Consider the following 20,905-nt stretch of genomic DNA (forward strand, 5'->3'; position numbering starts at 1 on the left):
AGCGTTGTGCCACCGCTACCGCAGAAGTGCGCCGACGAGAGTGAAGATGCCGAAGCCGATGAAGAGTATCCCGACGATGAGCATCCTCATCGGCGTCCTCCCGGGCGGCATCGCATCATCAGCTAACGGCTCCCCGTACATCCTCTCCACGCCGTGATGGAAGATCTGGGAAACAGACCTGCGGAAGAGCATCAGGGCAAGCCCGATCACGATCAGTATCGGTCCGATCACTGACTCAGCAGACACGTGCAGTCCCGGGAGCGAAGCTCATAGGTGGTGCCATCGGAGAACTGCTACCCCGCACACGCCGTGCGGCAGCATCCTCCGCTTCATCCCGCGATGGACTGAAGTCAACGAAGGTCTCGTCACAGAACGGTTCGCGAAGCTCGGACCAGTCGGAGCCCGAGAACCGTCCTGCCCCAGGCAGGAAGACCGCTTCTCCGTCGACGCTACGAACGTGAAGTACACCGTCGTCGTCCACCTCCCAACGCGCATCGCCAGCATCTCCCTCGCTGGCGTCAGCGACACAAAGCCGGGCGTCAGCAGACGTTTCGATGTGCCCTAATGAGATTCCCGACAGTTGGGCAGTTCCGTCCGCGTAGAGCTCGATGGTTGTGTTGGCGGCATCCGGGACGTCTGGGTCCTTCGATCGCTGCCAGCTGATCGGGAACTCGAACTGATCGCCGGGCCCCGGTGTCTTCGTGAGAGCAGGAATGACCAAGACCGCGCATATCACCACGAGGAAGATGGCCACCCCCGCCCTCACTACTCCCCACAGCACGGTTTTATTCACTTGCACGCGATCTCTCCACAGTGCTTCAGAATGAAGTTGTAGTACTGAGTACTGGATCGTATTGCACTCGGCGCTCTTCATGTCGCTTCATACTTCCGACCTTCGCCGTCGTGTCCGTTCGCCCGGTTCTGGTCCGGCCGCGCGTCGACGCGCGGCGGTCGCAGACCGCGGAGAGCCAGGGCGCCTGCCCCCGCCGTGAGCGCCGCGATGACGCCGATTCCGACCGCCGGCACCGTCGCCGTCGCCACGGCCCCGGCGACCAACGGGCCACCCGCGTCGCCCAGCTCCCGACCCAGTTCCGCACTGCCCATCGTGCGTCCCATGCGTTCCGCGGGCGTCGATGCCGCCAAGTGCGAGAACGCCACCGGCGTCGCCAGGCCCACCCCGGCGCCGACCAGCACGCCCGTGACGCACAGCACGATCGGCGTCACCCACAGCGCGGTGAGCCCGATGCCGAGGCCGATCAGGAGCAGCCCGCCGACGGCCCCGAGACGGACGGAGAGCCGACCGCGGTCGTGCGCCGCGCCGACGAACGGCTGCACGATGCTCGACACGATCGCCAGCACCGTGACGATCGCCATGCTGCCCACCGTGCCGAGCCCGGCCTGTCGCCCGAGCAGCGGGAGGAATCCCACGGCCACGGCGAGCGCACCGGTCGTGGCCGCCAGCACGAGCGTGGGGACGAGGAACCCCGGGGCGATGAGCTCCCGGCCGAGGTCGACGAGGGTCACCCGCTTCCGGGGCAGCACCGGCACGGCGGGGACGGCGAGGAGCACCCATCCGGCTGCCGCGAGTCCGAGCACGGCGAGGGCCCAGAACAGTGCAGGGATCCCTCCCACGACCACGAGCACCGCGCCGAGCAGCGGGCCGAGGGCGTAGCCGAGACTCTTCCAGGAGCCGTAGCGCCCGAAGTACCGGCCACGCGACGCCTCGTCCGTCAACCGCGCCACCGCAGCGGACGAGGCCGGCGAGAACGCGGAGGCCGCGGCTCCCTGGCCGAAGCGCGCGATCACGAGACCGACCATGCCGGGGGCCAGAGCTCCGACCACCGAGAACGCGGCGAAGGCCAACAGCCCGCCGATGATCACGGGACGCACGCCGACCCGGTCGCTGAGGGCGCCGAAGAGCGGTTTCAGCAACACCTCGGCGAGGTCGTACAGCGCGAGCGTGAAGCCGAAGGCCAGCAGCGTCCAGCCGATGTCCTCGGTCTCGGCGCCGAGGGCCGCGGCGATGCCGTGCGCGCCGAACGCGGTGGTGAACCCGGCGAGGTAGAGCGGTGCCAGGCGCGGGCGCGGCGAGGAGGTCACACCTGATCCTGGCAGACGTACCTCCCGCGTCCGTCGCACGGGGGATGCCGCGCGACAGCCCCCGCCCTACGGTGGAGAGATGGCCTTCACCCGGACGCCGACCCTGCGCGACCAGCGCGGCGACCTCCTCCTCGCGCTCGTCCTCTTCGTCGGCGCGATCCTCAGCGCGGCGCTCTCCTCCATCGCCCAGGTCTACGGCGACGAGCAGGCTCCGCTGTGGACCGCGCTCGTCTACGCCGTCGCCGTGGCGGCGCCGCTCGGGTTCCGCCGACGCTGGCCCGGCACCGTGGCCGTCGTGGTGTCGCTGGCCTACTTCACGGCTGTGACGATCCGGGTGCCGGAGATCTACGTCGGCAACATCGCGATGTTCATCGCGCTCTACACGGTCGGCGCCTGGATGAACGATCGCCGGAAGGCCCTCGTCGTCCGCGTCGCCATCATCGTCGGCATGTTCGTGTGGCTCCTCATCACCATGTACCGCGACGCCATCAGCGAGGCCGACAAGGCGGACGTCGTCGCCGGGGCCATGTCGCCCTACGTGGCGTTCATGCTCATCCAGATCCTCCTCAACGCCCTGTACTTCGGCGGTGCCTATTACTTCGGCGAGCGTTCCTGGGCGGCAGCCGAGCAGCGCACCGTGCTGGAGGAGCGCACCCGCGAACTGGAGCGCGAGCGCGAGGTCACCGCGGCGCAGGCGGTGGCCCTCGACCGGGTGCGGATAGCCAGGGAGCTGCACGACGTCGTCGCCCACCACGTGTCGGTGATGGGCGTGCAGGCGGGCGCCGCGCGCCTCGTGCTCGAGAGCGATCCTGCCCAGTCGGCGCGCATCCTCTCCGGGATCGAGTCCTCCGCGCGGGACGCGATCCAGGAGCTGCGCCAGCTGCTGGAGACGCTGCGCACTCCCGGCGGCGACACGACCGAGTCGGCGTCGACCGTCTCCCTCGACGACATCGCGGCGCTCGCGCAGGCATCGACCGAGGCGGGTCTCCCCACCGCGTACACCGTGATCGGCGATCCGGTGCCCGTCCCCTCGCTCGTCGCCGTGAACCTGTACCGGATCGCACAGGAATCGCTGACCAACGCCCGTCGGCACGCCGGACCGGGGGCGACCGCGGACGTGCGCGTGCGCTACGACGACGACGGCGTGGAGGTCGAGGTCGTGAACACCGGCCGCGCCATCGCCCACCTGCGACCCGGTCTCGGACAGCTCGGGATGCGCGAGCGCGCGGCGGCCTCCGGCGGCACCGTCGAGGTCACTCCGCGCGTCGCCGGGGGTCTGCGGGTCCGGGCGCGGGTGCCGCTCGGCACGGCCGTGCCGGAGGGCGCACGATGACCGCGCCGATCCGAGTGCTCCTCGTCGACGACCACGCCCTCCTCCGCGCGGGATTCCGCACGATCCTCGACACCCAGCCCGACATCGCCGTCGTGGGCGAGGCCTCGACGGGAGCCGAGGCCGTCGCGCAGGCCGCCGTGCTGCGCCCCGACGTCATCACGATGGACGTGCAGATGCCCGACATGGACGGGATCGAGGCGACGCGCCGCCTCGTCGCCGACCCGTCGGTGGGCGCCGCGATCGCGATCGTGACGACGTTCGACCGCGACGACTATCTCTATCAGGCGCTCGAAGCCGGCGCGAGCGGATTCCTCCTCAAGAACGCGGGCGCCGAGGATCTCATCTCCGCGGTGCGCGCTCTCGCGGCCGGGGACGGCATGCTGGCACCCGAGGTGACCCGCCGCGTCCTCACCCGCTTCGCCGGAGCGACCCCGGAAGCCGGCGCCGCTCCCGCCCGCGCGGTGGCGAAAGCGCCCGCGACGGCCGTACTCGCGGAGCCGCTGACCGAGCGGGAGGCCGAGGTGCTGACCCTGCTCGCCGACGCCCGCAGCAACGCCGAGATCGCCCGGGCTCTGTTCATCGGCGAGGCCACCGTGAAGACCCATGTCTCGCGCATCCTCCAGAAGCTCGGTGCCAGGGACCGCGTGCAGGCCGTCGTGCTCGCGCATCGGATGGGGCTGGCCTGACCGGAGGCGGACCGCTCCCCCGCGATACTCTCGGAGCCATGCCCGCCGCCGTCCCCGTAACCCGTCCGATCGTCGCCGGGATCGTCACGGCACTGGTCGGGTTCACGAGCTCCTTCGCGGTGGTGCTCACGGGGCTCGACGCCGTGGGCGCGTCGGCGGCGCAGGCGGCCAGCGGACTCCTCGCCGTGAGCCTCGCGATGGGGCTCGCCTGCATCGTGCTGGCCTGGCGCTACCGGATGCCGATCACGGCCGCGTGGTCCACCCCCGGTGCCGCACTGCTCGTGGCGACCGGCAGCGTCGAGGGCGGCTGGCCCGCCGCCGTCGGAGCCTTCCTCGTGACGGCGTCCCTCATCCTCCTCACGGCGCTCTGGCCCGCGCTTGGCGCTCTGATCGCGCGGATCCCGCCGTCGATCGCCCAGGCCATGCTGGCAGGGGTGCTGCTGCCGCTCTGCCTCGCGCCGATCACCGGGGTCGTCGCGAACCCGTGGGGTGTGCTCCCGGTCGTGCTGACCTGGCTGCTCTTCGCCCGTCTGGCTCCCCGGTGGGCAGTGCCGCTGGCCTTCGCCGCCGCGGCCGCGGTCGTCGCTCTGTCGCTGGTCTCCGCCGGGACCCCCGTCGACCCGGCCGTCCTCCTGCCGCGGTTCGAGCTGACGATGCCGGCCTTCACGGTCGGGGCCCTGGTCGGCATCGCGCTGCCGCTGTTCATCGTGACCATGGCGTCGCAGAACGTGCCGGGTATCGCGATCATGCGCAGCTTCGGCTACGAGGTCCCGTGGCGTCCGGCGATGCTCGTGACCGGTCTCGGCACGGCGCTCGGCGCTCCGGCGGGCGGTCATGCGATCAACCTCGCCGCCATCAGCGCGGCCCTCGCCGCGTCCCCCGACGCCGACCCCGACCCCACCCGGCGCTGGCTCGCCGGTGTCTCGACCGGAGCGTCCTACCTTGTGCTGGGCGCGTTCTCCGCCGCCTTCGCCACGCTCGTCGTGCTCGCCCCGACGGCGGTGATCCCGGCGGTCGCGGGGCTGGCGCTGTTCGGCGCCTTCGGCGCGGCCGTCCAGCAGGCGATCGACGACCCCGGTGAGCGGCTCCCCGCGGTCGTCACGTTTCTCGTCGCCGCCTCCGGCATCGCGGTGCTCGGGGTGAGCGCGGCGTTCTGGGCGTTGGTCGCCGGCCTGCTCGTGCGCACGGTGCTGCACGCCGGCCGTCCGCCCCGCGGCTGATCCGTCGCAGTCCCCCCTGTGGGGGATGCCCCGCCCCGCCCGTGCTCAATAGCGTGAAGATCATGCGGATCACCTTCGGACGGAGCACCACGACATGACAACCGGACTGCTGGAACTCTCCGGCATCACCAAGAGCTACGGCAGCCGCCGGGTGCTGGACGACGTGTCGTTCACGGTCGCGCCGGGCCGCCTCACCGGCTTCGTCGGCGGCAACGGCGCCGGCAAGACCACGACCATGCGCATCATCCTCGGCCTGCTGTCGTCGGACGGCGGACGGGTCGACCTCGATGGGGCGCCCCTCACCACCAGCGACCGCCGCCGCTTCGGCTACATGCCCGAGGAGCGCGGCCTGTATCCGAAGATGAAGGTCCTGGAGCAGATCGTCTACCTCGCGCGCCTGCACGGATTCAGCAAGCCGGAGGCGACGGAGCGGGCGACCGCGCTGCTCACGGAGCTCGGGCTCGGCGAGCGCCTCGACGACACGATCGAGTCGCTGTCACTGGGCAACCAGCAGCGCGCGCAGATCGCCGCGTCGCTCGTGCACGACCCCGAGGTGCTGATCCTCGACGAGCCCTTCTCCGGCCTGGACCCCCTCGCGGTGGACGTCGTCGCCGGGGTCCTGCAGGCCAGCGCGGCCCGCGGCGCCTCGATCCTCTTCTCCTCGCACCAGCTCGACGTGGTCGAGCGTCTCTGCGACGATCTCGTCATCCTCGCCGGGGGCACCATCCGGGCCGCCGGATCCCGGGACGGACTCCGCGCCGAGCACGCCCGCGACCGGTACGAGCTGGTCTCCGCGGGGGACGCCGGGTGGCTGCGCACCGAGCCCGGGGTCACGGTCGTCGACTTCGAGGGCGGCTACGCGCTCTTCGACGCGGACGGCCCCGACACCGCGCAGCGTGTGCTGCAGTCGGCGGTCGCGCGCGGCGACGTCGCGAGCTTCGCACCCAAGCACCCCTCCCTCGCCCAGATCTTCAAGGAGGTCATCCAGTGAACGCCTCGACCCCCGCACGGAACGGCATCTGGCTGGTCGCCGAGCGGGAGATCGGCTCCAAGCTCCGCAGCAAGGCGTTCCTGATCTCGACCGGCATCCTGCTGCTCATCGCCCTCGCCGGCGTGCTGTTCGGCGGCTTCGCGAGCCAGAACAACGACGCCATGCCGGTGGCCGTGACCTCGGAGACCGCGGGCGCCGTGTCCGCCCTGCCCGACGTCGAGGTGACCGAGGTCGCCTCCCGCGCCGAGGCCGAGGAGCTGGTCCGCGAGGGCGACGTCGATGCGGCGGTGCTCGCGGGCGACAACGCCGCGGGCCACACGATCGTCGCCCTGGAGGATGCCCCCGGTTCGCTCGTGTCCGGGCTGTCCCTCTCGCCCGAGATCGTGATCCTCGAGCCGGTGACCACCAACCCGCTGCTGCGCTACTTCATCGCGATCGCGTTCGGGCTCGTGTTCATGATGGCCGCGGCCACGTTCGGCGGCACCATCGCCCAGAGCGTGGTCGAGGAGAAGCAGACCAGGGTGGTCGAGGTGCTGCTGTCGGCGATCCCCGCGCGCACCCTGCTCGCCGGCAAGGTCATCGGCAACACGGTGCTCGCGATGGGGCAGATCCTCGCCCTCGCGGCCGTCGCCACCATCGGCCTCATCGTGACGGGTCAACGCGAGGTTCTGACCACCCTCGGCGCCCCCATCATCTGGTTCGCGGTGTTCTTCCTCTTCGGGTTCATCCTGCTCGCGGCGATGTTCGCGGCGGCCGCCTCCATGGTCTCCCGCCAGGAGGACATCGGCTCGACGACGACCCCCATCACGATGCTCATCATGGCGCCGTACGTGCTGGTGATCGTGTTCAACGACAACCCGTTGGTGCTGACGATCATGTCGTACGTGCCGTTCTCGGCTCCGGTCGGCATGCCGATGCGTCTCTTCGTCGGTGAGGCGCAGTGGTGGGAGCCGCTGCTGAGCCTCGCGATCCTCCTGGCGAGCTGCGTCGCGGCGATCGTCGTCGGCGCGAAGATCTACGAGAACTCCCTGCTCCGGATGGGCTCGCGGGTGAAGCTCTCCGAGGCTCTGCGCGGCTGACTCCCGAGACCCCGCTTTCGCGTCGAGACCCCCTGCTGCACACGCGTGCAGCAGGGGGTCTCGGCGTGTAGCCGGGGTCTCGGCGTCAGAGGATGCCCTCGGAGAGCGTGGTCGGGTTGCCGAAGCGGTGGTTGGTGATCGACACGGCCTGTTCGTGCAGGAACGGGAGCATCTCCACCCGGCCCGCTCCGGTCACGGCGTGCGACCAGACCGCGACGTCGGGGCTGCCGTCGAGGGCCGTGTGCAGCGCGCCGGCGTCGCCGCCCACGAGCCGCACCCGCTGCCACGACCGGGCCCCCTTCGCGTAGCGCTTGGTCCACGCGGCGTCCGACTCGGTCTTCACGGTCACGCCCTGCGCCTTGAGCGCCTTCTCCACCCTGGTCGGCAGCGACGCGGCCGACACGGTGAACGGGCTGCCGCTGCGCAGGGCAGCGGCGAGCACGCGGACCCCCTCGGCGAGCGGCGCGTCCTCGGCGATGCGCACGTCGACGGCCACCGGACGGTACCGGAACACGTTGCGCTCGACGCCGAGTCCGGACTTGTCGCTCACGGCTCCGAACTCGTCGATCCACGCGCGCTCGTCGGCGGCCGCGGCACGGTGCAGCCACTCGATGCCCACGGGGTCGAGCTCGGGAGCAGCGGCCTCCAGCAGCCCGGTCACCGCGGGGGTCACCGCCGCGCCCGGAGCCGCGGCGGGCAGCTCGCCCGCACGCCACTCGCCCAGACCGAAGAGGTAGTTCGGGCCGCCGGCCTTGGCCCCGGCACCCACCGCCGAGCGCTTCCAGCCGCCGAACGGCTGACGCTGCACGATGGCGCCGGTGATCCCTCGGTTCACGTACAGGTTGCCCGCTTCGACGCGGTCCAGCCAGGTCGCGACCTCGGCGGAGTCCAGCGAGTGCAGCCCCGCGGTGAGGCCGTAGTCGACCGCGTTCTGCAGCCGGATGGCCTCATCGAGGTCCTTCGCGTGCATGATGCCGAGCACCGGACCGAAGAACTCGGTCAGGTGGAAGTACGAGCCCTCGCGCACGCCGGTCTTCACCCCCGGCGTCCACTGCTTCCCCTCGTCATCGAGCTTCCGGGGCTCCACCAGCCAGCGCTCGCCCTTGTCGAGAGTGGTGAGCGCGGTGAGGAGCTTGCCGTTCGCGGGCTCGATGATCGGCCCCATCTGCGTGGCGGGGTCGTCGGGAAGCCCGACGCGCATCGAGGTGACCGCGTCCACGAGCTGCCGCTCGAAGCGCTTCGAGTCCGCCACCGACCCGACGAGGATCGCCAGCGACGCGGCCGAGCACTTCTGCCCCGCGTGGCCGAACGCGCTGCGGGCGACGTCGGCGGCGGCGAGGTCGAGGTCGGCCGACGGCGTCACGATGATCGCGTTCTTGCCGCTGGTCTCGGCGAGCAGCGGCAGGTCGGCCCGGAAGGAGCGGAAGAGCTGTGCGGTCTCGTAAGCCCCGATGAGGATGACCCGATCGACCTGGGGGCTCGCCACCAGGCGGGTGCCCAGGTCGCGGGAGGCGAGGTCGACGAGGGCGAGCAGATCGCGCGGGACGCCCGCGGCCCACAGCGCCTCGACCATCACGGCGCCGCACCGCTGGGTGAGCTTGGCGGGCTTGATGATCACGCCGGATCCGGAGGCGAGGCCGGCCAGCACCCCGCCGGCGGGGATAGCCACGGGGAAGTTCCACGGCGGCGTGACCACGGTCACCTTCGACGGCACGAACTCGGCGCCGGGGATGGCCTCGAGATCCTTCGCGCGCTCGGCGTAGTAGTGCGCGAAGTCGATCGCCTCGCTGACCTCGGGGTCGGCCTCGGCGATGGTCTTGCCTGCTTCGTGCGCCATGATCTCCAGCAGCTCGCCGCGGCGGGCGGCGAGCTCGTCGCCCGCGCGGTGCAGGACGGCGGCGCGCTCGGCGGCGGGAAGCGCTGCCCATTTCTCGGCGGCGGACGTGGCGGCCGCGAACACGGCGTCCAGCTCGGCGTCGGTCTCGATGCGGGCCGCGGCGATCGCGTCCCGGCCGAGCGTCGAGGAGACCGAGCGCTGCAGGATCTCCCGGCCCCACGCGCGGTTCGCGGCGAGCGCGGGATCGGTGTCGGGCTCGTTCGCGAAGCCGTCCGTCGTGGCGGCGGGGCGCGGAGCCGTGCGGTCCTGCGTGCGGTTCGAGCCCGGCACCGACGGGTCGGCGACGAGCGCGGCGAGCGAGCGCTCGAAGCGCTCCCGCTCGCGGGTGAGCAGGGTCGGGTTCGAGGCCAGCTCGAACACGGCCGACATGAAGTTCTCGGGGCTCGCGTTCTCCTCGAGGCGCCGCACGAGGTAGGCGATGGCGACGTCGAACTCCGCCGGGTTCACGACCGGCGTGTAGAGCAGGAGACGGCCGACGTCCTTGCGGACGGCCTCGGCCTGCCCGGTCGCCATGCCGAGCAGCATCTCGTACTCCACGAGGGCGCCCTTCTGCCCCTGGGTCCCTGAGGCCGCGCTCCCCTGGGTCCCTGAGCCTGTCGAAGGGCCGGTCACACCACGGGCCTTCGCCAGCAACCACGTGTACGCGATGTCGAAGAGGTTGTGACCGGCGACGCCGATACGCACGGCGTCGAGCCGCTCGGGCGTCATCGCCCAGTCGAGCACGCGCTTGTAGTTCGTGTCGGAGTCCTGCTTGGTGCCGTAGGTCGCGAGCGGCCAGCCGTGCACCTTCGCGTCGACCTCCTCCATCGCGAGGTTCGCGCCCTTGACGACGCGCACCTTGATCGGCGCTCCGCCCTTGGCGCGGCGCGCAGCCGCCCACTCCTGGAGCCGCTGCATGGCGCCGAGCGCGTCCGGGAGATACGCCTGCAGCACGATGCCCGCCTCGAGGTCCTCCAGGCCCGGCTGGTCGAGGATGCTCGTGAAGGCCGCGATCGTCAGGTCGAGGTCGCGGTACTCCTCCATGTCGAGGTTGATGAACTTCTGCGTCCCGGTGCGGGCCCCCTTCGCCTCGGCCTTCGCCGCGAGCCGGTACAGCGGGGTGAGCTTCTCGACGACGTCGGCGACGGCCTCGTCGAACGACCACATGGAGAGCTGGCTGACGACGCTCGAGACCTTGATCGAGACGTAGTCGACGTCCGGACGGGCGAGGAAGTCGTACGTGCCCTGCAGCCGACGTCCCGCCTCGCGCTCGCCGAGCACGGCCTCGCCGAGGAGGTTGAGGTTGAGACGGTTGCCGGTCTTGCGGAGCTTCGCGATCGCGGGTCCGAGCTTGGACGGCGTGGCGTCGAGCACGAGGTGGCCGACCATGGCGCGCAGCACGCGCCGCGAGATCGGCACGACGACGTTCGGGAGCTTCGGCGCCCAGAACCCGCCGGCCTTGATGGCGGCCCGGAGGTAGCCGGGAAGCAGCGTGGGCGTGATGTCGGAGAGCTCGGCGAGCTTGCGGCCGGCGACCCGCAGATCCTCCGGACGCATGACGCCGTCGACGAAGCCGACGGTGAAGGCCAGACCGTTCGGGTCCTTGAGCACCTCGGAGAGGCGCTGGGCGGCCGGTTCGACCGGGTGGGTCTCGCTCTCGGCGAGCCAGCGCTGCACGAGCGCGGCGACCTCTTCGGTGCGGGGGGTGGTGTCGTCGATGACGGTCATGAAGCGGGGGTACCTTCCTCGGCCTCGCACACCCGGGTGTCGTGTGCGGCTGGATCATTGTCCAGCCGCTCGGTAGGCTCCGTCTATCAACCGATTCGAGTGGATTCTGTTCACTCATCCCGAACGATCGGAACGGCCGTGCTCGATGTCCATCGCCTGCGTCTGCTGGTGGAGCTGTCGCGCCGCGGCACGCTCTCCGCCGTGGCCGATGCGCTGTCCTACAGCAAGGCCTCCGTGTCGCAGCAGCTCGCCGCGCTGGAGCGCGATGTCGGGGTGCCGCTGCTGCGTCGGGTCGGGCGCGGCGTGCAGTTCACACCGCAGGGGAACGTGCTCGTGGCCGAGGCCATCGGCATCCTCGATCAGCTCGAACACGCCCAGGTCGCCGTCGCAGAATCGCTCACCGAGGTGACCGGCACCGTGCGCCTCGCGGTGTTCCAGTCCACCGCGCACTCCCTGCTGCCCCGCGCCCTCGCAGCCCTCGGCGAGCGCCACCCCGCCCTGCGCGTCGAGGTGACCGAGCGCGACCCCGAGTCGGGACTGGTGGGCGTCTCCAGCCGCGACTACGACCTCATCCTCGCGGAGCAGTATCCGGGCCACACGCGCCCCATCCACGCCGACCTCGACCGCGTCGTGCTCGCGCACGATGCCATCGCCCTCGCCCGGCGCCCCGGAGCCCCGGGGGTCGCCGATCCCGTGGCCGCCCTGTGGGCGACCCGCGCCGAGCCGTGGGTGCTCGAACCCGCCGGGACCGCATCCCGCGCCTGGGCCGAGCAGCTCTGCCGCACCGCCGGGTTCGAGCCCGACGTGCGCTTCGAGCTCGCCGACCTCACCGCGCACGTCCGGCTCATCCACGCCGGGCTCGCGGTGGGGCTCCTCCCCGAGCTCGTGTGGGCGGGCGACACCCCGACGGTCGACCTCGCCCCGCTCCCGCAGGAACCGCGCCGGGAGATCTTCTCCTCCGCGCGGCGGGTGTCCGCGGACGCCCCCTCGATCCGCGCCGTCCGCGCCGCGCTCGCCGACGCCGCCTCCCGCAACCTCCTGGACTGACGCGAACCGACCTCCGGGAATATGCATGCACATGCATCGGTTCATCCTCCGTGTACGCGGACGACGGTGTCCGATCCCCTCCGTCCGAAAGGCACTTCCGTGAGCACTCCCGTCATCGACCGCACCGCCCCGACCGAGCACCCCGTCCTCGACGTCCTCGCCGGCCGCTGGAGCCCCCGCGCGTACGACGCGCAGCATCCGATCGACGAGGCCAAGCTCGCCACCGCGCTCGAGGCCGCCCGCTGGAGCCCCTCCGCCAACAACATCCAGCCGTGGCGCTTCATCGTCGCCCGCCGCGGCACCGCCCTGCACGCCCAGATCGTCGACGCGCTCATGGGCTTCAACCAGGCCTGGGCCGGCAACGCGGCCGTGCTCGTCGTCGCGATCGCCGAGACCGCGACCGCCGACGGCACGCCGATCAGCCACGCGTTCTACGACCTCGGCCAGGCCGTGGCGCACTTCTCCGTGCAGGCCCACCACGACGGCCTCGTCGTGCACCAGATGAGCGGCTTCGACCCCGAGGTCGTCCGCGAGTTCGCCGACCTGGAGGCGCGCTTCACCCCCGCCACCGTCATCGCCGTCGGCGAGTTCGGCGACATCGAGGCCCTGCCGGAGGTGCTGCAGGAGCGCGAGGTCGCCCCGCGCGTGCGTCGTCCGATCGCGGAGACGGTCGTCCTCAGCGCCTGAGCATCGACACCCGAAAGGCCCGGTATGCGTCGCGCATACCGGGCCTTCTCGCTGTGTGCCGGTCGGGATCAGTCGTCGAGCAGCTCCGCCTCGATCACGTCGTCCTCCTCCACCTCCGGCTCGGGGGTCGTCGCCGTGAGCACGAGGCCCGTGCCGTCGGCCGCCACGTCCACGCGGACGGTGTCGCCGTCGTGCACGCCACCCGAGAGGAGGGCGGTCGCGAGCTTGTTCTGCACCTCGGTCTGGATGAGGCGACGCAGCGGGCGGGCGCCGAACACCGGGTCGTAACCGCGCTCGGCCAGCCACGACCGCGCCCCAGGAGTGACCGCCAGCGTGAGGCGACGATCGCGCAGCCGGTCGTGCAGCTGGTCGACCGACAGCTCCACGATCTGCGCGAGGTCGTCCTCGGTGAGCGCCTGGAACATCACGATGTCATCGAGACGGTTCAGGAACTCGGGCCGGAACGCCTGGCGCACGAGCGCCATCACCTGCTCCCGCTTCTCCTCCACGGAGAGCACGGGGTCGATGAGGATCGGCGAGCCCAGGTTGGAGGTCAGGATGAGGATCACGTTCGAGAAGTCGACCGTGCGCCCCTGCCCGTCGGTCAGCCGACCGTCGTCGAGCACCTGCAGCAGCACGTCGAACACCTCGGGGTGCGCCTTCTCGACCTCGTCGAGCAGGATCACGCTGTAGGGACGACGCCGCACGGCCTCGGTCAGCTGACCGCCCTGCTCGTAGCCGACATACCCGGGAGGGGCGCCGACGAGCCGGGAGACCGAGTGCTTCTCGCCGTACTCCGACATGTCGATGCGCACCATGGCGTGCTCGTCGTCGAAGAGGAACTGCGCGAGCGCCTTGGCCAGCTCGGTCTTGCCGACACCGGTCGGTCCGAGGAAGAGGAACGAGCCCGTGGGACGACCGGGATCGCTGATGCCCGCGCGCGAGCGGCGCACGGCGTCGGACACCGCCTTGACGGCATCCTTCTGGCCGATGAGGCGCTTGCCGAGCTCGTTCTCCAGGTGCAGCAGCTTCTCGCTCTCCCCCTGCAGCAGCCGCCCGACCGGGATGCCCGTCCAGGCCGCGATCACGGCCGCGATGTCCTCCTCGGTGACCTGCTCGTTCACCATACGCGGCTCGCTCGAGGCGGTGGCCTCGGCCTGCTCCGCCTCCGCGATGTCACGCTCCAGGCGCTTGATCGTCTCGTACTCCAGCTTCGACGCCTTCGTGTAGTCGGCGTTGCGCATGGCGAGGTCGCGCTGGGTGATCGCGTCGTCGAGCTGCTTCTTCAGCTCACCGACGCGGTTGAGACCCTGCCGTTCCCGCGCCCACCGGGCTTCGAGTCCGGCGAGCTCCTTCTCGAGCTCGACGAGGTTCTCCCGGAGGGTGCCGAGACGCTCCTTGGACGCGGCGTCCTTCTCCCGCTTGAGCGCGAGCTCCTCCAGCTTCAGCCGGTCGACCTGGCGCTTGAGCTGGTCGATCTCGACCGGAGAGGAGTCGATCTCCATCTTCAGTCGCGACATCGACTCGTCGATCAGGTCGATGGCCTTGTCCGGGAGCTGCCGCGCGGGCAGGTAGCGGTTGGAGAGGGAGGCCGCGGCCACGAGGGCGCTGTCGGAGATGGTCACCCCGTGGTGCGCCTCGTAGCGGCCTTTGAGCCCGCGGAGGATCGCGATCGTGTCCTCGACGGTTGGCTCGCCGACGTACACCTGCTGGAAGCGGCGCTCGAGGGCGGCATCCTTCTCGATGAACTCGCGGTACTCGTTGAGCGTGGTGGCGCCGATGAGCCGCAGCTCGCCGCGGGCCAGCATCGGCTTGAGCATGTTCGACGCCGCGACCGAGCCCTCGCCGCCGCCCGCACCCATGAGCACGTGCAGCTCGTCGATGAACGTGATGACCTGGCCGTCCGACTCGGTGATCTCCTTGAGGACCTGCTTCAGGCGCTCCTCGAACTGGCCGCGGTACATGGCGCCCGCGACGAGAGCGGAGATGTCGAGCGAGACGAGCTCCTTGTCCTTGAGGGACTCCGCGACGTCGCCCGCGACGATGCGCTGCGCGAGCCCTTCGACCACCGCCGTCTTGCCGACGCCGGGCTCGCCGATCAGCACCGGGTTGTTCTTGGTGCGACGAGTGAGCACCTGGCTGACGCGCCGGATCTCACTGTCCCGTCCGATGACGGGGTCGAGCTTGCCCTCGCGGGCGCGGTCGGTCAGGTTGATGCCGAACTGCTCGAGGGCGGACTGCTGTTCCTGGTTCGGGGATCCGGTCTGCGGGGTGGTCATGCGCTCCTCCTGGAGATGCTCCTTCTGAAAGTTGAGTTTGGTTGACTCAAGTTTAGCATTCGGCGGTGCGTGACTCCACCGCCCCTCACCTCTCGCGGGCGACCTCGTCCCAGACGGCCGCCGCCACCTCGCGCTTGCTCCCCGCCGCGGTCCGCGCCACGACCCCGCCGGGCCCGAGTATGTGCACGGCGTTCTCGCCGCGCTCGAACCCCTGCTCCCAGCCGACCTCGTTCACCACCAGCAGGTCGACCCCCTTGCGCTCCTGCTTGCCGCGGGCGCGGGCGAGCATCTCCGCCTCATCCTCGGGCGTCTCCGCCGCGAACGCGACGATGAGCTGTCCCGCGCCTCGCTTCTCGACGAGCGCGGCGACGATGTCCTCGTTCTCGACGAGCTCGATGGTGCCGACCCCGCCGCGGTCCTTGGTGAGCTTGCGCGCGGAGACCTCGACCGGTCGATAGTCGGCCACGGCCGCCGCCATCAGCACGACGTCGGCCGCCGCGGACTCCTCCTTCATCGCCGCGGACAGCTCCGCGGCCGTGCCGACCCGGACGATCCGGACGTGCGGGTGGCGGGCCTCCGCGAGCACGTCCCCGGAGACGTTCGCCGCGACGAGCGCCACCTCCGCGCCGCGCGCCGCCGCCTCCGCCGCGAGCGCGACCCCCTGGCGCCCGCTGCTCCGGTTGCCGAGGAAGCGCACCGGATCGATGGGCTCCCGCGTCCCGCCTGCCGAGACGACGACCCGCACGCCTGCCAGGTCGCCCGGTGTCAGCAGCGCCTGGGCCGCCGCCAGGATCTCCTCCGGCTCGACCATGCGACCGGGTCCGCTGTCACCGCCGGCCAGCTCGCCGTCGGCCGGTCCGACCACGTGCACGCCGCGTTCCCGGAGCGTCGCCATGTTCGCCTGCGTGGCCGCGTTCCGCCACATCTCCGCGTGCATCGCGGGCGCGACGAGCACGGGCGCCTCGGTCGCGAGCAGCGTCGTGCCGAGGAGGTCGTCGGCCAGCCCCGCGGCCATCTTCGCGAGCGAGTTCGCCGTCGCCGGGGCGATCACGATGAGGTCCGCTCCCTGGCCCAGGGCGACGTGCCGCACACGGGCGACGTCCTCATGCACGCTCGTCGTCACCGGGTGCCGACTCAGGGCCTCCCAGGTCGGCAGGCCCACGAAGCGCAGCGCGTCCTCGGTGGGCACCACGGTCACATCATGACCGGCCTTCGTGAGCAGGCGCACGAGGTGCACCGTCTTGTACGCGGCGATGCCGCCCGTGACTCCGACGACGATGTTCACGCCTCGATTCTGCCCCAGGGTCCGGACGCTAGGGTCATCGCGCACGGATTCGTCGCGGGTCCCGCCCGCCTCGACCGACCTAGACTCGGAAGCGTGTGCACGGTGGTGATCGATGTCGAGGCCGCGGGATCCGCGCGGCTGCTGGCCGTCCGCGACGAGGACCCGGCTCGGGAGTGGGACGCCCTGGGCGAGTGGTGGCCCGAGGAGTATCCGGGGGTGATCGGCATCCGTGACCGGCGGGCCGGTGGGGCCTGGCTCGCCGTGAACCCCGTGGAACGACGCCTCGCCGTGCTCCTCAACCGCGCCGACGTGCAGGACCTCTCGGCGGGCGCGGCCGTCTCCCGCGGCACCCTTCCGCTCGCCGCGGTCACCGGCCGCTCCCCGCAGGGCGCGCCGCGGATGCACGGCTTCAATCTGCTCGAGGTCGGGCCGGACGGCGCCCGGGTGCTCTCCTGGGACGGTGCCGAGCTGCGGGACACACCCATCAAGCCCGGGACGCACATGATCGCCCACGACGACCTCGACGACGAGGAGACCCCGCGCATCGCCGCCTGGCTCCCGGAGTTCCGCGCGCTGGGACCCGCCGCGGCGAGCGCCGACTGGGCGACCGAGTGGACCGCGCTCCTCGGAGCCTCCGCCGCCCTGCCCCCGGAAGACGACCGCGCCATCATCCGTGACAACCGCCCGCACGGCTACCCGACGCAGTCCCTCCTCTACGCGGTCGCCACGGTCACGCCCACCGGGGTCGACGTCCGCGACGTCACCCTCCCCTCCCCCGCCCACTGGCACTGACCCCTCCTCGCTTCCCGATCCCGTCCCACCTCGCCCCGCGATCCCGCGCGGGATCAAAAACGCACCTCCCAGCCCCTTCTGCGGAGCCATTCTGATCCCGCCCGCCCGTCACTTCTCGCGCGGGATCAAAAACGCACCCGGTCTGCCATTCCGCGGAGCCATTCTGATCCCGCGTCGATGCAGCTAGCCTGCCGGCCGGTCCGAGGAGATCCACTGCGGAGCGCACAATGCCCACCCCCGGCGGCTCGGGCCGGAGTGGGGCGCAACGGAGCGGGACGGAAAGAGCTCCGGATGCGACCCCCGCGCGCGCAGTCTTGATCCCGCTCGACAGACGCGGAAGCGGAACGGAAACCGCTCCGGACGCGGCTCACTCCAGCGCGTTCTTGATCCCGAACGGCAGCGGAGAACGGACGCGGCTGGTGGCGGGACGGAAACGGCCCCGGGGACGGTCCACGCCCGCGCGTTCTTGATCCCGAACGGCAGCGGAGAACGGACGCGGGACGGACGCGGCTGGTGGCGGGACGGAAACGGCCCCGGGGACGGTCCACGCCCGCGCGTTCTTGATCCCGAACGGCACCGGGGACGGACGCGGGGACGGACGTGGGGACGGAAAACGCCCCGGACACGGTCCGCTAGCGGGCGCTATCGATCCCGCACGTTGGCGGGGCCGCTGCGGGCCCGCGGGACGGGTCCGGCGGGCGCAGCGGGAGGGGGAGGCGGTCAGGCGGCAGGGACGGCGGTGGCGCAGGAGAAGCGGGCGCGGTAGGCGGTGGGGGTCACGCCCAGCACGCGGGCGAAGTTCTGCCGCAGGACGGCCGCGGAACCGAAGCCGCAGTCGGTCGCGATGTGCTCGAGCGGAAGGTCGGTGCGCTCGAGGAGACGCTGGGCCTGGATGATCCGCTGCCGCCCGAGCCACGCGGCGGGGGTCGCCCCGTACTCGGCTTTGAAGCGGCGCGCGAAGGTCCGCGGCGACATGAGCGCCCGCGCCGCGAGCTGGTCGACCGTCAACTCGTCACGGAGGTTCTCCACCGCCCAGTCGGCCACCGCGGCCAGCGAGTCCGTGGGTGCGACCGGGATGGGCCGATCGATGAACTGCGCCTGACCCCCGTCGCGCTGCGGCGGCACGACCATCCGACGCGCGATCCGGTTGGTGATCTCCGCCCCGAGCTCCTGTCGCAGCAGGTGCAGGCAGGCGTCGATGCCCGCGGCAGTGCCCGCGCTGGTGATGATGCGGCCGTCCTGGACGAAGAGCACGTCAGGATCGATGTCGATGTCGGGGTACATGTCCGCCATCGTGTGCGCGTACATCCAGTGCGTCGTGGCGCGCCGCCCGTCCAGCACTCCGGCCGCCGCGAGGATGAACGAGCCGCTGCACACGCTCATCACCCAGGCTCCGCGCGCCACCGCTTCGCGGGCGACCTCGACGAGGAGCGGATCGATGTCGCCCCAAGTCTCCCGGGGCACCGGGCAGAACACGACGAGGTCGGCCTCCGCGGCGAAGGACAGATCATGCTCCACGTTGATGGAGAAGCCGATCTTGGAGCGCACGACCCCGGGCCGTGGAGCGACGATGCGGAAGTCGAAGTTCGGCACCCCGTCGGACGACCGGTCCAGACCGAACGCCTCGCAGGCGACCCCGAACTCGAACGGCGCGAAGCCGTCCTGCACCACGCACGCGACGGTCTTCATCACATCTCCCGGAATGGCAGTTTTTTTACGAACAGTGCCCGATCCGCCACTCGTGGCAGCATAACACCGAGCGTAGCTTTTTTGCCATGCTACTCCTCATCCTCCTCCTCGCCCTCAGCATCTGGGCGGTCATCGCCACGTTCGTCGAACTGCGGCGCGACGGCTACCGTCGCACCCCCACGGACTGGAGCCGCGTCACCGGACAGGACGCCCTGTCGCAGGCCGACCCCGGCCACGTCTACCGCTGACCTCCCGGCCGTCCGCGAGGAGGGCTACGCTCGGGGCATGAGCGACCCCCAGCAGCCCGCACACCCCTCGCGCGACGGTGCCGGCGACCCGGCCGCAGTCCCGACCCCTCCTCCGCTTCCGGCCGAGCCGCAGTACCCCGGTGCCCAGGCCCCCGCCCCCGGGGCCCCCTACGCGCCGACGCCGGGTGGCGGGCACGTGTTCCCCACCGCCGCTGCCCCTCAGGCCTTCCCCACCGCCACCCCTCAGCCGTACCCGACCGCGCCGGGATCCGCCCCCGGATCGGCGCAGGGCGTCCCGCCCTACGGTCCGCCGGTGCCGCGCACTCCCGGCGACTCCCTCGGGCGCGCCGCCTTCATCGTCGCGCTGGTGACGCTGGCGATCGACGTGTTCCTCATCCTCGCGCGGCCGTTCGTCTACATGTCGGACCGGACCTACAGCATGATCGGACTGATCGAGGGGGGATCGGGCATCCTCACCTTCATCGGCTACGGGGCGGCGCTCGTGCTCGGCCTCATCGCGGCACGGCGGCCGGGACCGCGGCTGCTCGCGGGGATCGCCATCGGTGTCTCCGGCGCCGGCCTGCTGACGGTCGTGCTGAGCTGGCTCTCGTCGAACTTCTACGGCTTCCTGTGAGCGCTCAGGCTCGGGTGAGCACGCGCTCGTAGACCTCGATCATGGCGGCCGTCCGCGAGGACTGGCGGAAGGCCTCCGCGACGGCCGGTACCGGCTGCGGCGCGGTCCCGTGCGCGATGTCCGCGGCTGCCTGCCGCAGCGTCGCGGCGAGGGCCTCGATCCGTTGCGCCTCGAGGGCGCGTCCGCGGGCGTGCGGCTCCGCCGTCGGCACAGCCCAGAGCCCGCCCTGCAGCTCAGCGGCGATGTCGGGGTCGCACACGACGGAGGGCGTGCCGAGGGTGGCCGCCTCGAACGGCGTCATCCCCTGGGTCTCGAATCCGATGGACGTCTGCACGAGCGCATCGGCGGCGGCGATCCGCTCCAGGGTCTGCGCATAGGAGAGGCGACCGGCGAACCGCACGCCCGCACGCCCCGCGACGATCCGTTCGGCCGCCCCCCGCTCTCCGCCGCCGCCGATCACCTCGAGGTCGGCGTCGATGTCCGCGTCCACCCAGGCGCGGAGGAACGGGAGCAGGCGCTTCTCCGGACTCATCCGCCCGAGCCAGACGAACCGAGGACGCCCCGGCATCCGCTCGACGGGAGCCGCCGCGAGCGTCTGCGCGCGGACGTCGTCGTCGATGCCGTTCCACACCACGTCGACGGTGCGGGCGACGCCGTTCCGCTCCAGTCGCCGCGCGAAATGCCCGGAAGGCGCCGTCACGGCGGCGGCGTCCGCCGCGAGCCCGCGGAGGTACGACCACCCGTCGCTGCCGCCGACCGGCACACCGATGCCTCGGAGGGCGGTGCGGCGCCAGAGGTTGAGCACAGCGAGCACGGGCCGGTGCAGCGGCGTGACCGCGGCGAGCCCCACGTCGACCCGGTTGTGCATCGTGTGCACGACCGGGATTCCATGGCGGGCGGCGAACCGGTGACCGATGAAGGCGCCCCAGAAGTCGGCCTGCACGTGCACGAGGTCGACCGGAGGCCGATGCGCCATCGCCCGGTCAAGGGCCCGATCGGTCGCCCGACCCGGCCAGGTCATCGCGTACTCCCGGTCCAGGGTGATCGGCAGCGACGGGAGGTCGACGTTCCCGGGGGACGGTGCAGCGTCGTCACGCCGTGCGTGCATACGGGGCGCGACGACCGTCACGGTATGGCCGGCGCGCTCCAGGAACGTCCGCTGCAGCCGCATCGACACCTGCGCCCCGCCGAGGGAGTCGAGGTGCTGATCGGCGAAGAAGACGACGTGCAT

General features: G+C 71.5%; 18 protein-coding genes. 10 read left to right on the forward strand and 8 right to left on the reverse strand.

Annotation, left to right across the window (positions count from 1 at the left end):
- Positions 1 to 15: 15 nt before the first annotated feature.
- The 3 genes from AB0310_RS08795 to AB0310_RS08805 are packed head-to-tail and all read right to left on the reverse strand — an operon-like array spanning position 16 to position 2,100.
- Positions 16 to 210 (reverse strand): hypothetical protein, encoded by a 195-nt coding sequence (locus AB0310_RS08795; RefSeq protein ID WP_280619853.1) that lies wholly within the window; start codon positions 208 to 210, stop codon positions 16 to 18.
- 25 nt (positions 211 to 235) lie between these two features.
- On the reverse strand, positions 236 to 874 hold the full coding sequence (locus AB0310_RS08800; RefSeq protein WP_366237045.1) for a hypothetical protein: 639 nt from the start codon (positions 872 to 874) through the stop codon (positions 236 to 238).
- A complete protein-coding gene (locus tag AB0310_RS08805; RefSeq protein ID WP_366237046.1) occupies positions 871 to 2,100 on the reverse strand; it encodes an MFS transporter in 1,230 nt (409 codons plus the stop codon). Before AB0310_RS08805 ends, AB0310_RS08800 begins: the two co-directional genes overlap by 4 nt.
- A 79-nt stretch (positions 2,101 to 2,179) precedes the next feature.
- On the opposite strand from AB0310_RS08805, the gene AB0310_RS08810 reads away from it, so the two are divergent.
- The 5 genes from AB0310_RS08810 (at position 2,180) to AB0310_RS08830 (ending at position 7,409) form a co-directional block, all read left to right on the forward strand.
- On the forward strand, positions 2,180 to 3,433 hold the full coding sequence (locus tag AB0310_RS08810) for a sensor histidine kinase (protein WP_366237047.1): 1,254 nt from the start codon (positions 2,180 to 2,182) through the stop codon (positions 3,431 to 3,433).
- Complete coding sequence (locus AB0310_RS08815; protein ID WP_187662606.1) at positions 3,430 to 4,119, forward strand: response regulator; 690 nt, start codon at positions 3,430 to 3,432, stop codon at positions 4,117 to 4,119. Before AB0310_RS08810 ends, AB0310_RS08815 begins: the two co-directional genes overlap by 4 nt.
- 38 nt (positions 4,120 to 4,157) lie before the next feature.
- Positions 4,158 to 5,339, forward strand: a complete 1,182-nt coding sequence (locus tag AB0310_RS08820; protein ID WP_366237048.1) for a benzoate/H(+) symporter BenE family transporter — start codon at positions 4,158 to 4,160, stop codon at positions 5,337 to 5,339.
- 106 nt (positions 5,340 to 5,445) lie between these two features.
- Entirely contained in the window at positions 5,446 to 6,330 is an 885-nt protein-coding gene (locus AB0310_RS08825) for an ABC transporter ATP-binding protein (protein WP_187664243.1), read from the forward strand.
- Positions 6,327 to 7,409 carry an ABC transporter permease gene (locus AB0310_RS08830; RefSeq protein WP_366237049.1) on the forward strand — a complete coding sequence of 361 codons (1,083 nt, stop codon included), beginning with the start codon at positions 6,327 to 6,329 and terminating at the stop codon, positions 7,407 to 7,409. The genes AB0310_RS08825 and AB0310_RS08830 overlap by 4 nt, the downstream gene beginning before the upstream one ends.
- 85 nt (positions 7,410 to 7,494) lie before the next feature.
- Here the strand turns inward: AB0310_RS08830 and AB0310_RS08835 are convergent, their stop codons facing one another.
- Positions 7,495 to 11,013: a bifunctional proline dehydrogenase/L-glutamate gamma-semialdehyde dehydrogenase gene (locus AB0310_RS08835; RefSeq protein ID WP_366237050.1), complete on the reverse strand. Its 3,519-nt coding sequence runs from the start codon at positions 11,011 to 11,013 to the stop codon at positions 7,495 to 7,497.
- A 138-nt stretch (positions 11,014 to 11,151) separates the two neighbouring features.
- Between AB0310_RS08835 and AB0310_RS08840 the strand changes: the two genes are divergently transcribed.
- Together AB0310_RS08840 and AB0310_RS08845 are read left to right on the forward strand one after the other, a co-directional pair.
- On the forward strand, positions 11,152 to 12,060 hold the full coding sequence (locus AB0310_RS08840; RefSeq protein WP_331201376.1) for a LysR family transcriptional regulator: 909 nt from the start codon (positions 11,152 to 11,154) through the stop codon (positions 12,058 to 12,060).
- A 99-nt stretch (positions 12,061 to 12,159) separates the two neighbouring features.
- Positions 12,160 to 12,747, forward strand: a complete 588-nt coding sequence (locus AB0310_RS08845; RefSeq protein WP_187662611.1) for a nitroreductase family protein — start codon at positions 12,160 to 12,162, stop codon at positions 12,745 to 12,747.
- 68 nt (positions 12,748 to 12,815) lie between these two features.
- Here the strand turns inward: AB0310_RS08845 and AB0310_RS08850 are convergent, their stop codons facing one another.
- Both AB0310_RS08850 and coaBC read right to left on the reverse strand, forming a co-directional pair.
- The gene (locus AB0310_RS08850) at positions 12,816 to 15,026 is read right to left on the reverse strand and encodes an ATP-dependent Clp protease ATP-binding subunit (RefSeq protein WP_363590374.1); all 2,211 of its coding nucleotides are present in this window, start codon (positions 15,024 to 15,026) and stop codon (positions 12,816 to 12,818) included.
- Between the two features lie 85 nt (positions 15,027 to 15,111).
- The gene (gene coaBC, locus AB0310_RS08855) at positions 15,112 to 16,311 is read right to left on the reverse strand and encodes a bifunctional phosphopantothenoylcysteine decarboxylase/phosphopantothenate--cysteine ligase CoaBC (RefSeq protein WP_187662613.1); all 1,200 of its coding nucleotides are present in this window, start codon (positions 16,309 to 16,311) and stop codon (positions 15,112 to 15,114) included.
- Between the two features lie 93 nt (positions 16,312 to 16,404).
- Here coaBC and AB0310_RS08860 point away from each other — a divergent pair, with 93 nt between their 5' ends.
- Positions 16,405 to 17,103, forward strand: coding sequence for an NRDE family protein (locus tag AB0310_RS08860; protein WP_366237051.1), 699 nt, complete (start codon positions 16,405 to 16,407; stop codon positions 17,101 to 17,103).
- Positions 17,104 to 17,823: 720 nt separating this feature from the next.
- Here AB0310_RS08860 and AB0310_RS08865 read toward each other — a convergent pair.
- The gene (locus AB0310_RS08865; RefSeq protein WP_187662615.1) at positions 17,824 to 18,792 is read right to left on the reverse strand and encodes a GlxA family transcriptional regulator; all 969 of its coding nucleotides are present in this window, start codon (positions 18,790 to 18,792) and stop codon (positions 17,824 to 17,826) included.
- Positions 18,793 to 18,878: 86 nt separating this feature from the next.
- Between AB0310_RS08865 and AB0310_RS08870 the strand changes: the two genes are divergently transcribed.
- Together AB0310_RS08870 and AB0310_RS08875 are read left to right on the forward strand one after the other, a co-directional pair.
- Positions 18,879 to 19,040 carry a hypothetical protein gene (locus AB0310_RS08870; RefSeq protein ID WP_187662616.1) on the forward strand — a complete coding sequence of 54 codons (162 nt, stop codon included), beginning with the start codon at positions 18,879 to 18,881 and terminating at the stop codon, positions 19,038 to 19,040.
- Positions 19,041 to 19,077: 37 nt separating this feature from the next.
- Positions 19,078 to 19,674 carry a hypothetical protein gene (locus tag AB0310_RS08875; protein WP_187662617.1) on the forward strand — a complete coding sequence of 199 codons (597 nt, stop codon included), beginning with the start codon at positions 19,078 to 19,080 and terminating at the stop codon, positions 19,672 to 19,674.
- Between the two features lie 4 nt (positions 19,675 to 19,678).
- On the opposite strand, the gene AB0310_RS08880 is transcribed toward AB0310_RS08875, so the two are convergent.
- Positions 19,679 to 20,905, reverse strand: a complete 1,227-nt coding sequence (locus tag AB0310_RS08880) for a glycosyltransferase (protein ID WP_187664244.1) — start codon at positions 20,903 to 20,905, stop codon at positions 19,679 to 19,681.

This window comes from Microbacterium meiriae, from assembly GCF_040702565.1.
In the GTDB taxonomy this organism is placed as follows: domain Bacteria; phylum Actinomycetota; class Actinomycetes; order Actinomycetales; family Microbacteriaceae; genus Microbacterium; species Microbacterium meiriae.

Bases quoted from the DNA above. Each gene is read 5' to 3' on its own strand.
- AB0310_RS08850 (WP_363590374.1), bottom strand. From the start codon at position 15,026: ATGACCACCCCGCAGACCGGATCCCCGAACCAGGAACAGCAGTCCGCC.
- AB0310_RS08810 (WP_366237047.1), top strand. From the start codon at position 2,180: ATGGCCTTCACCCGGACGCCGACCCTGCGCGACCAGCGCGGCGACCTC.
- AB0310_RS08870 (WP_187662616.1), top strand. From the start codon at position 18,879: ATGCTACTCCTCATCCTCCTCCTCGCCCTCAGCATCTGGGCGGTCATC.
- AB0310_RS08815 (WP_187662606.1), top strand. From the start codon at position 3,430: ATGACCGCGCCGATCCGAGTGCTCCTCGTCGACGACCACGCCCTCCTC.
- AB0310_RS08800 (WP_366237045.1), bottom strand. From the start codon at position 874: ATGAAGAGCGCCGAGTGCAATACGATCCAGTACTCAGTACTACAACTT.
- AB0310_RS08865 (WP_187662615.1), bottom strand. From the start codon at position 18,792: ATGAAGACCGTCGCGTGCGTGGTGCAGGACGGCTTCGCGCCGTTCGAG.
- AB0310_RS08835 (WP_366237050.1), bottom strand. From the start codon at position 11,013: ATGACCGTCATCGACGACACCACCCCCCGCACCGAAGAGGTCGCCGCG.
- AB0310_RS08820 (WP_366237048.1), top strand. From the start codon at position 4,158: ATGCCCGCCGCCGTCCCCGTAACCCGTCCGATCGTCGCCGGGATCGTC.
- AB0310_RS08875 (WP_187662617.1), top strand. From the start codon at position 19,078: ATGAGCGACCCCCAGCAGCCCGCACACCCCTCGCGCGACGGTGCCGGC.
- AB0310_RS08880 (WP_187664244.1), bottom strand. From the start codon at position 20,905: ATGCACGTCGTCTTCTTCGCCGATCAGCACCTCGACTCCCTCGGCGGG.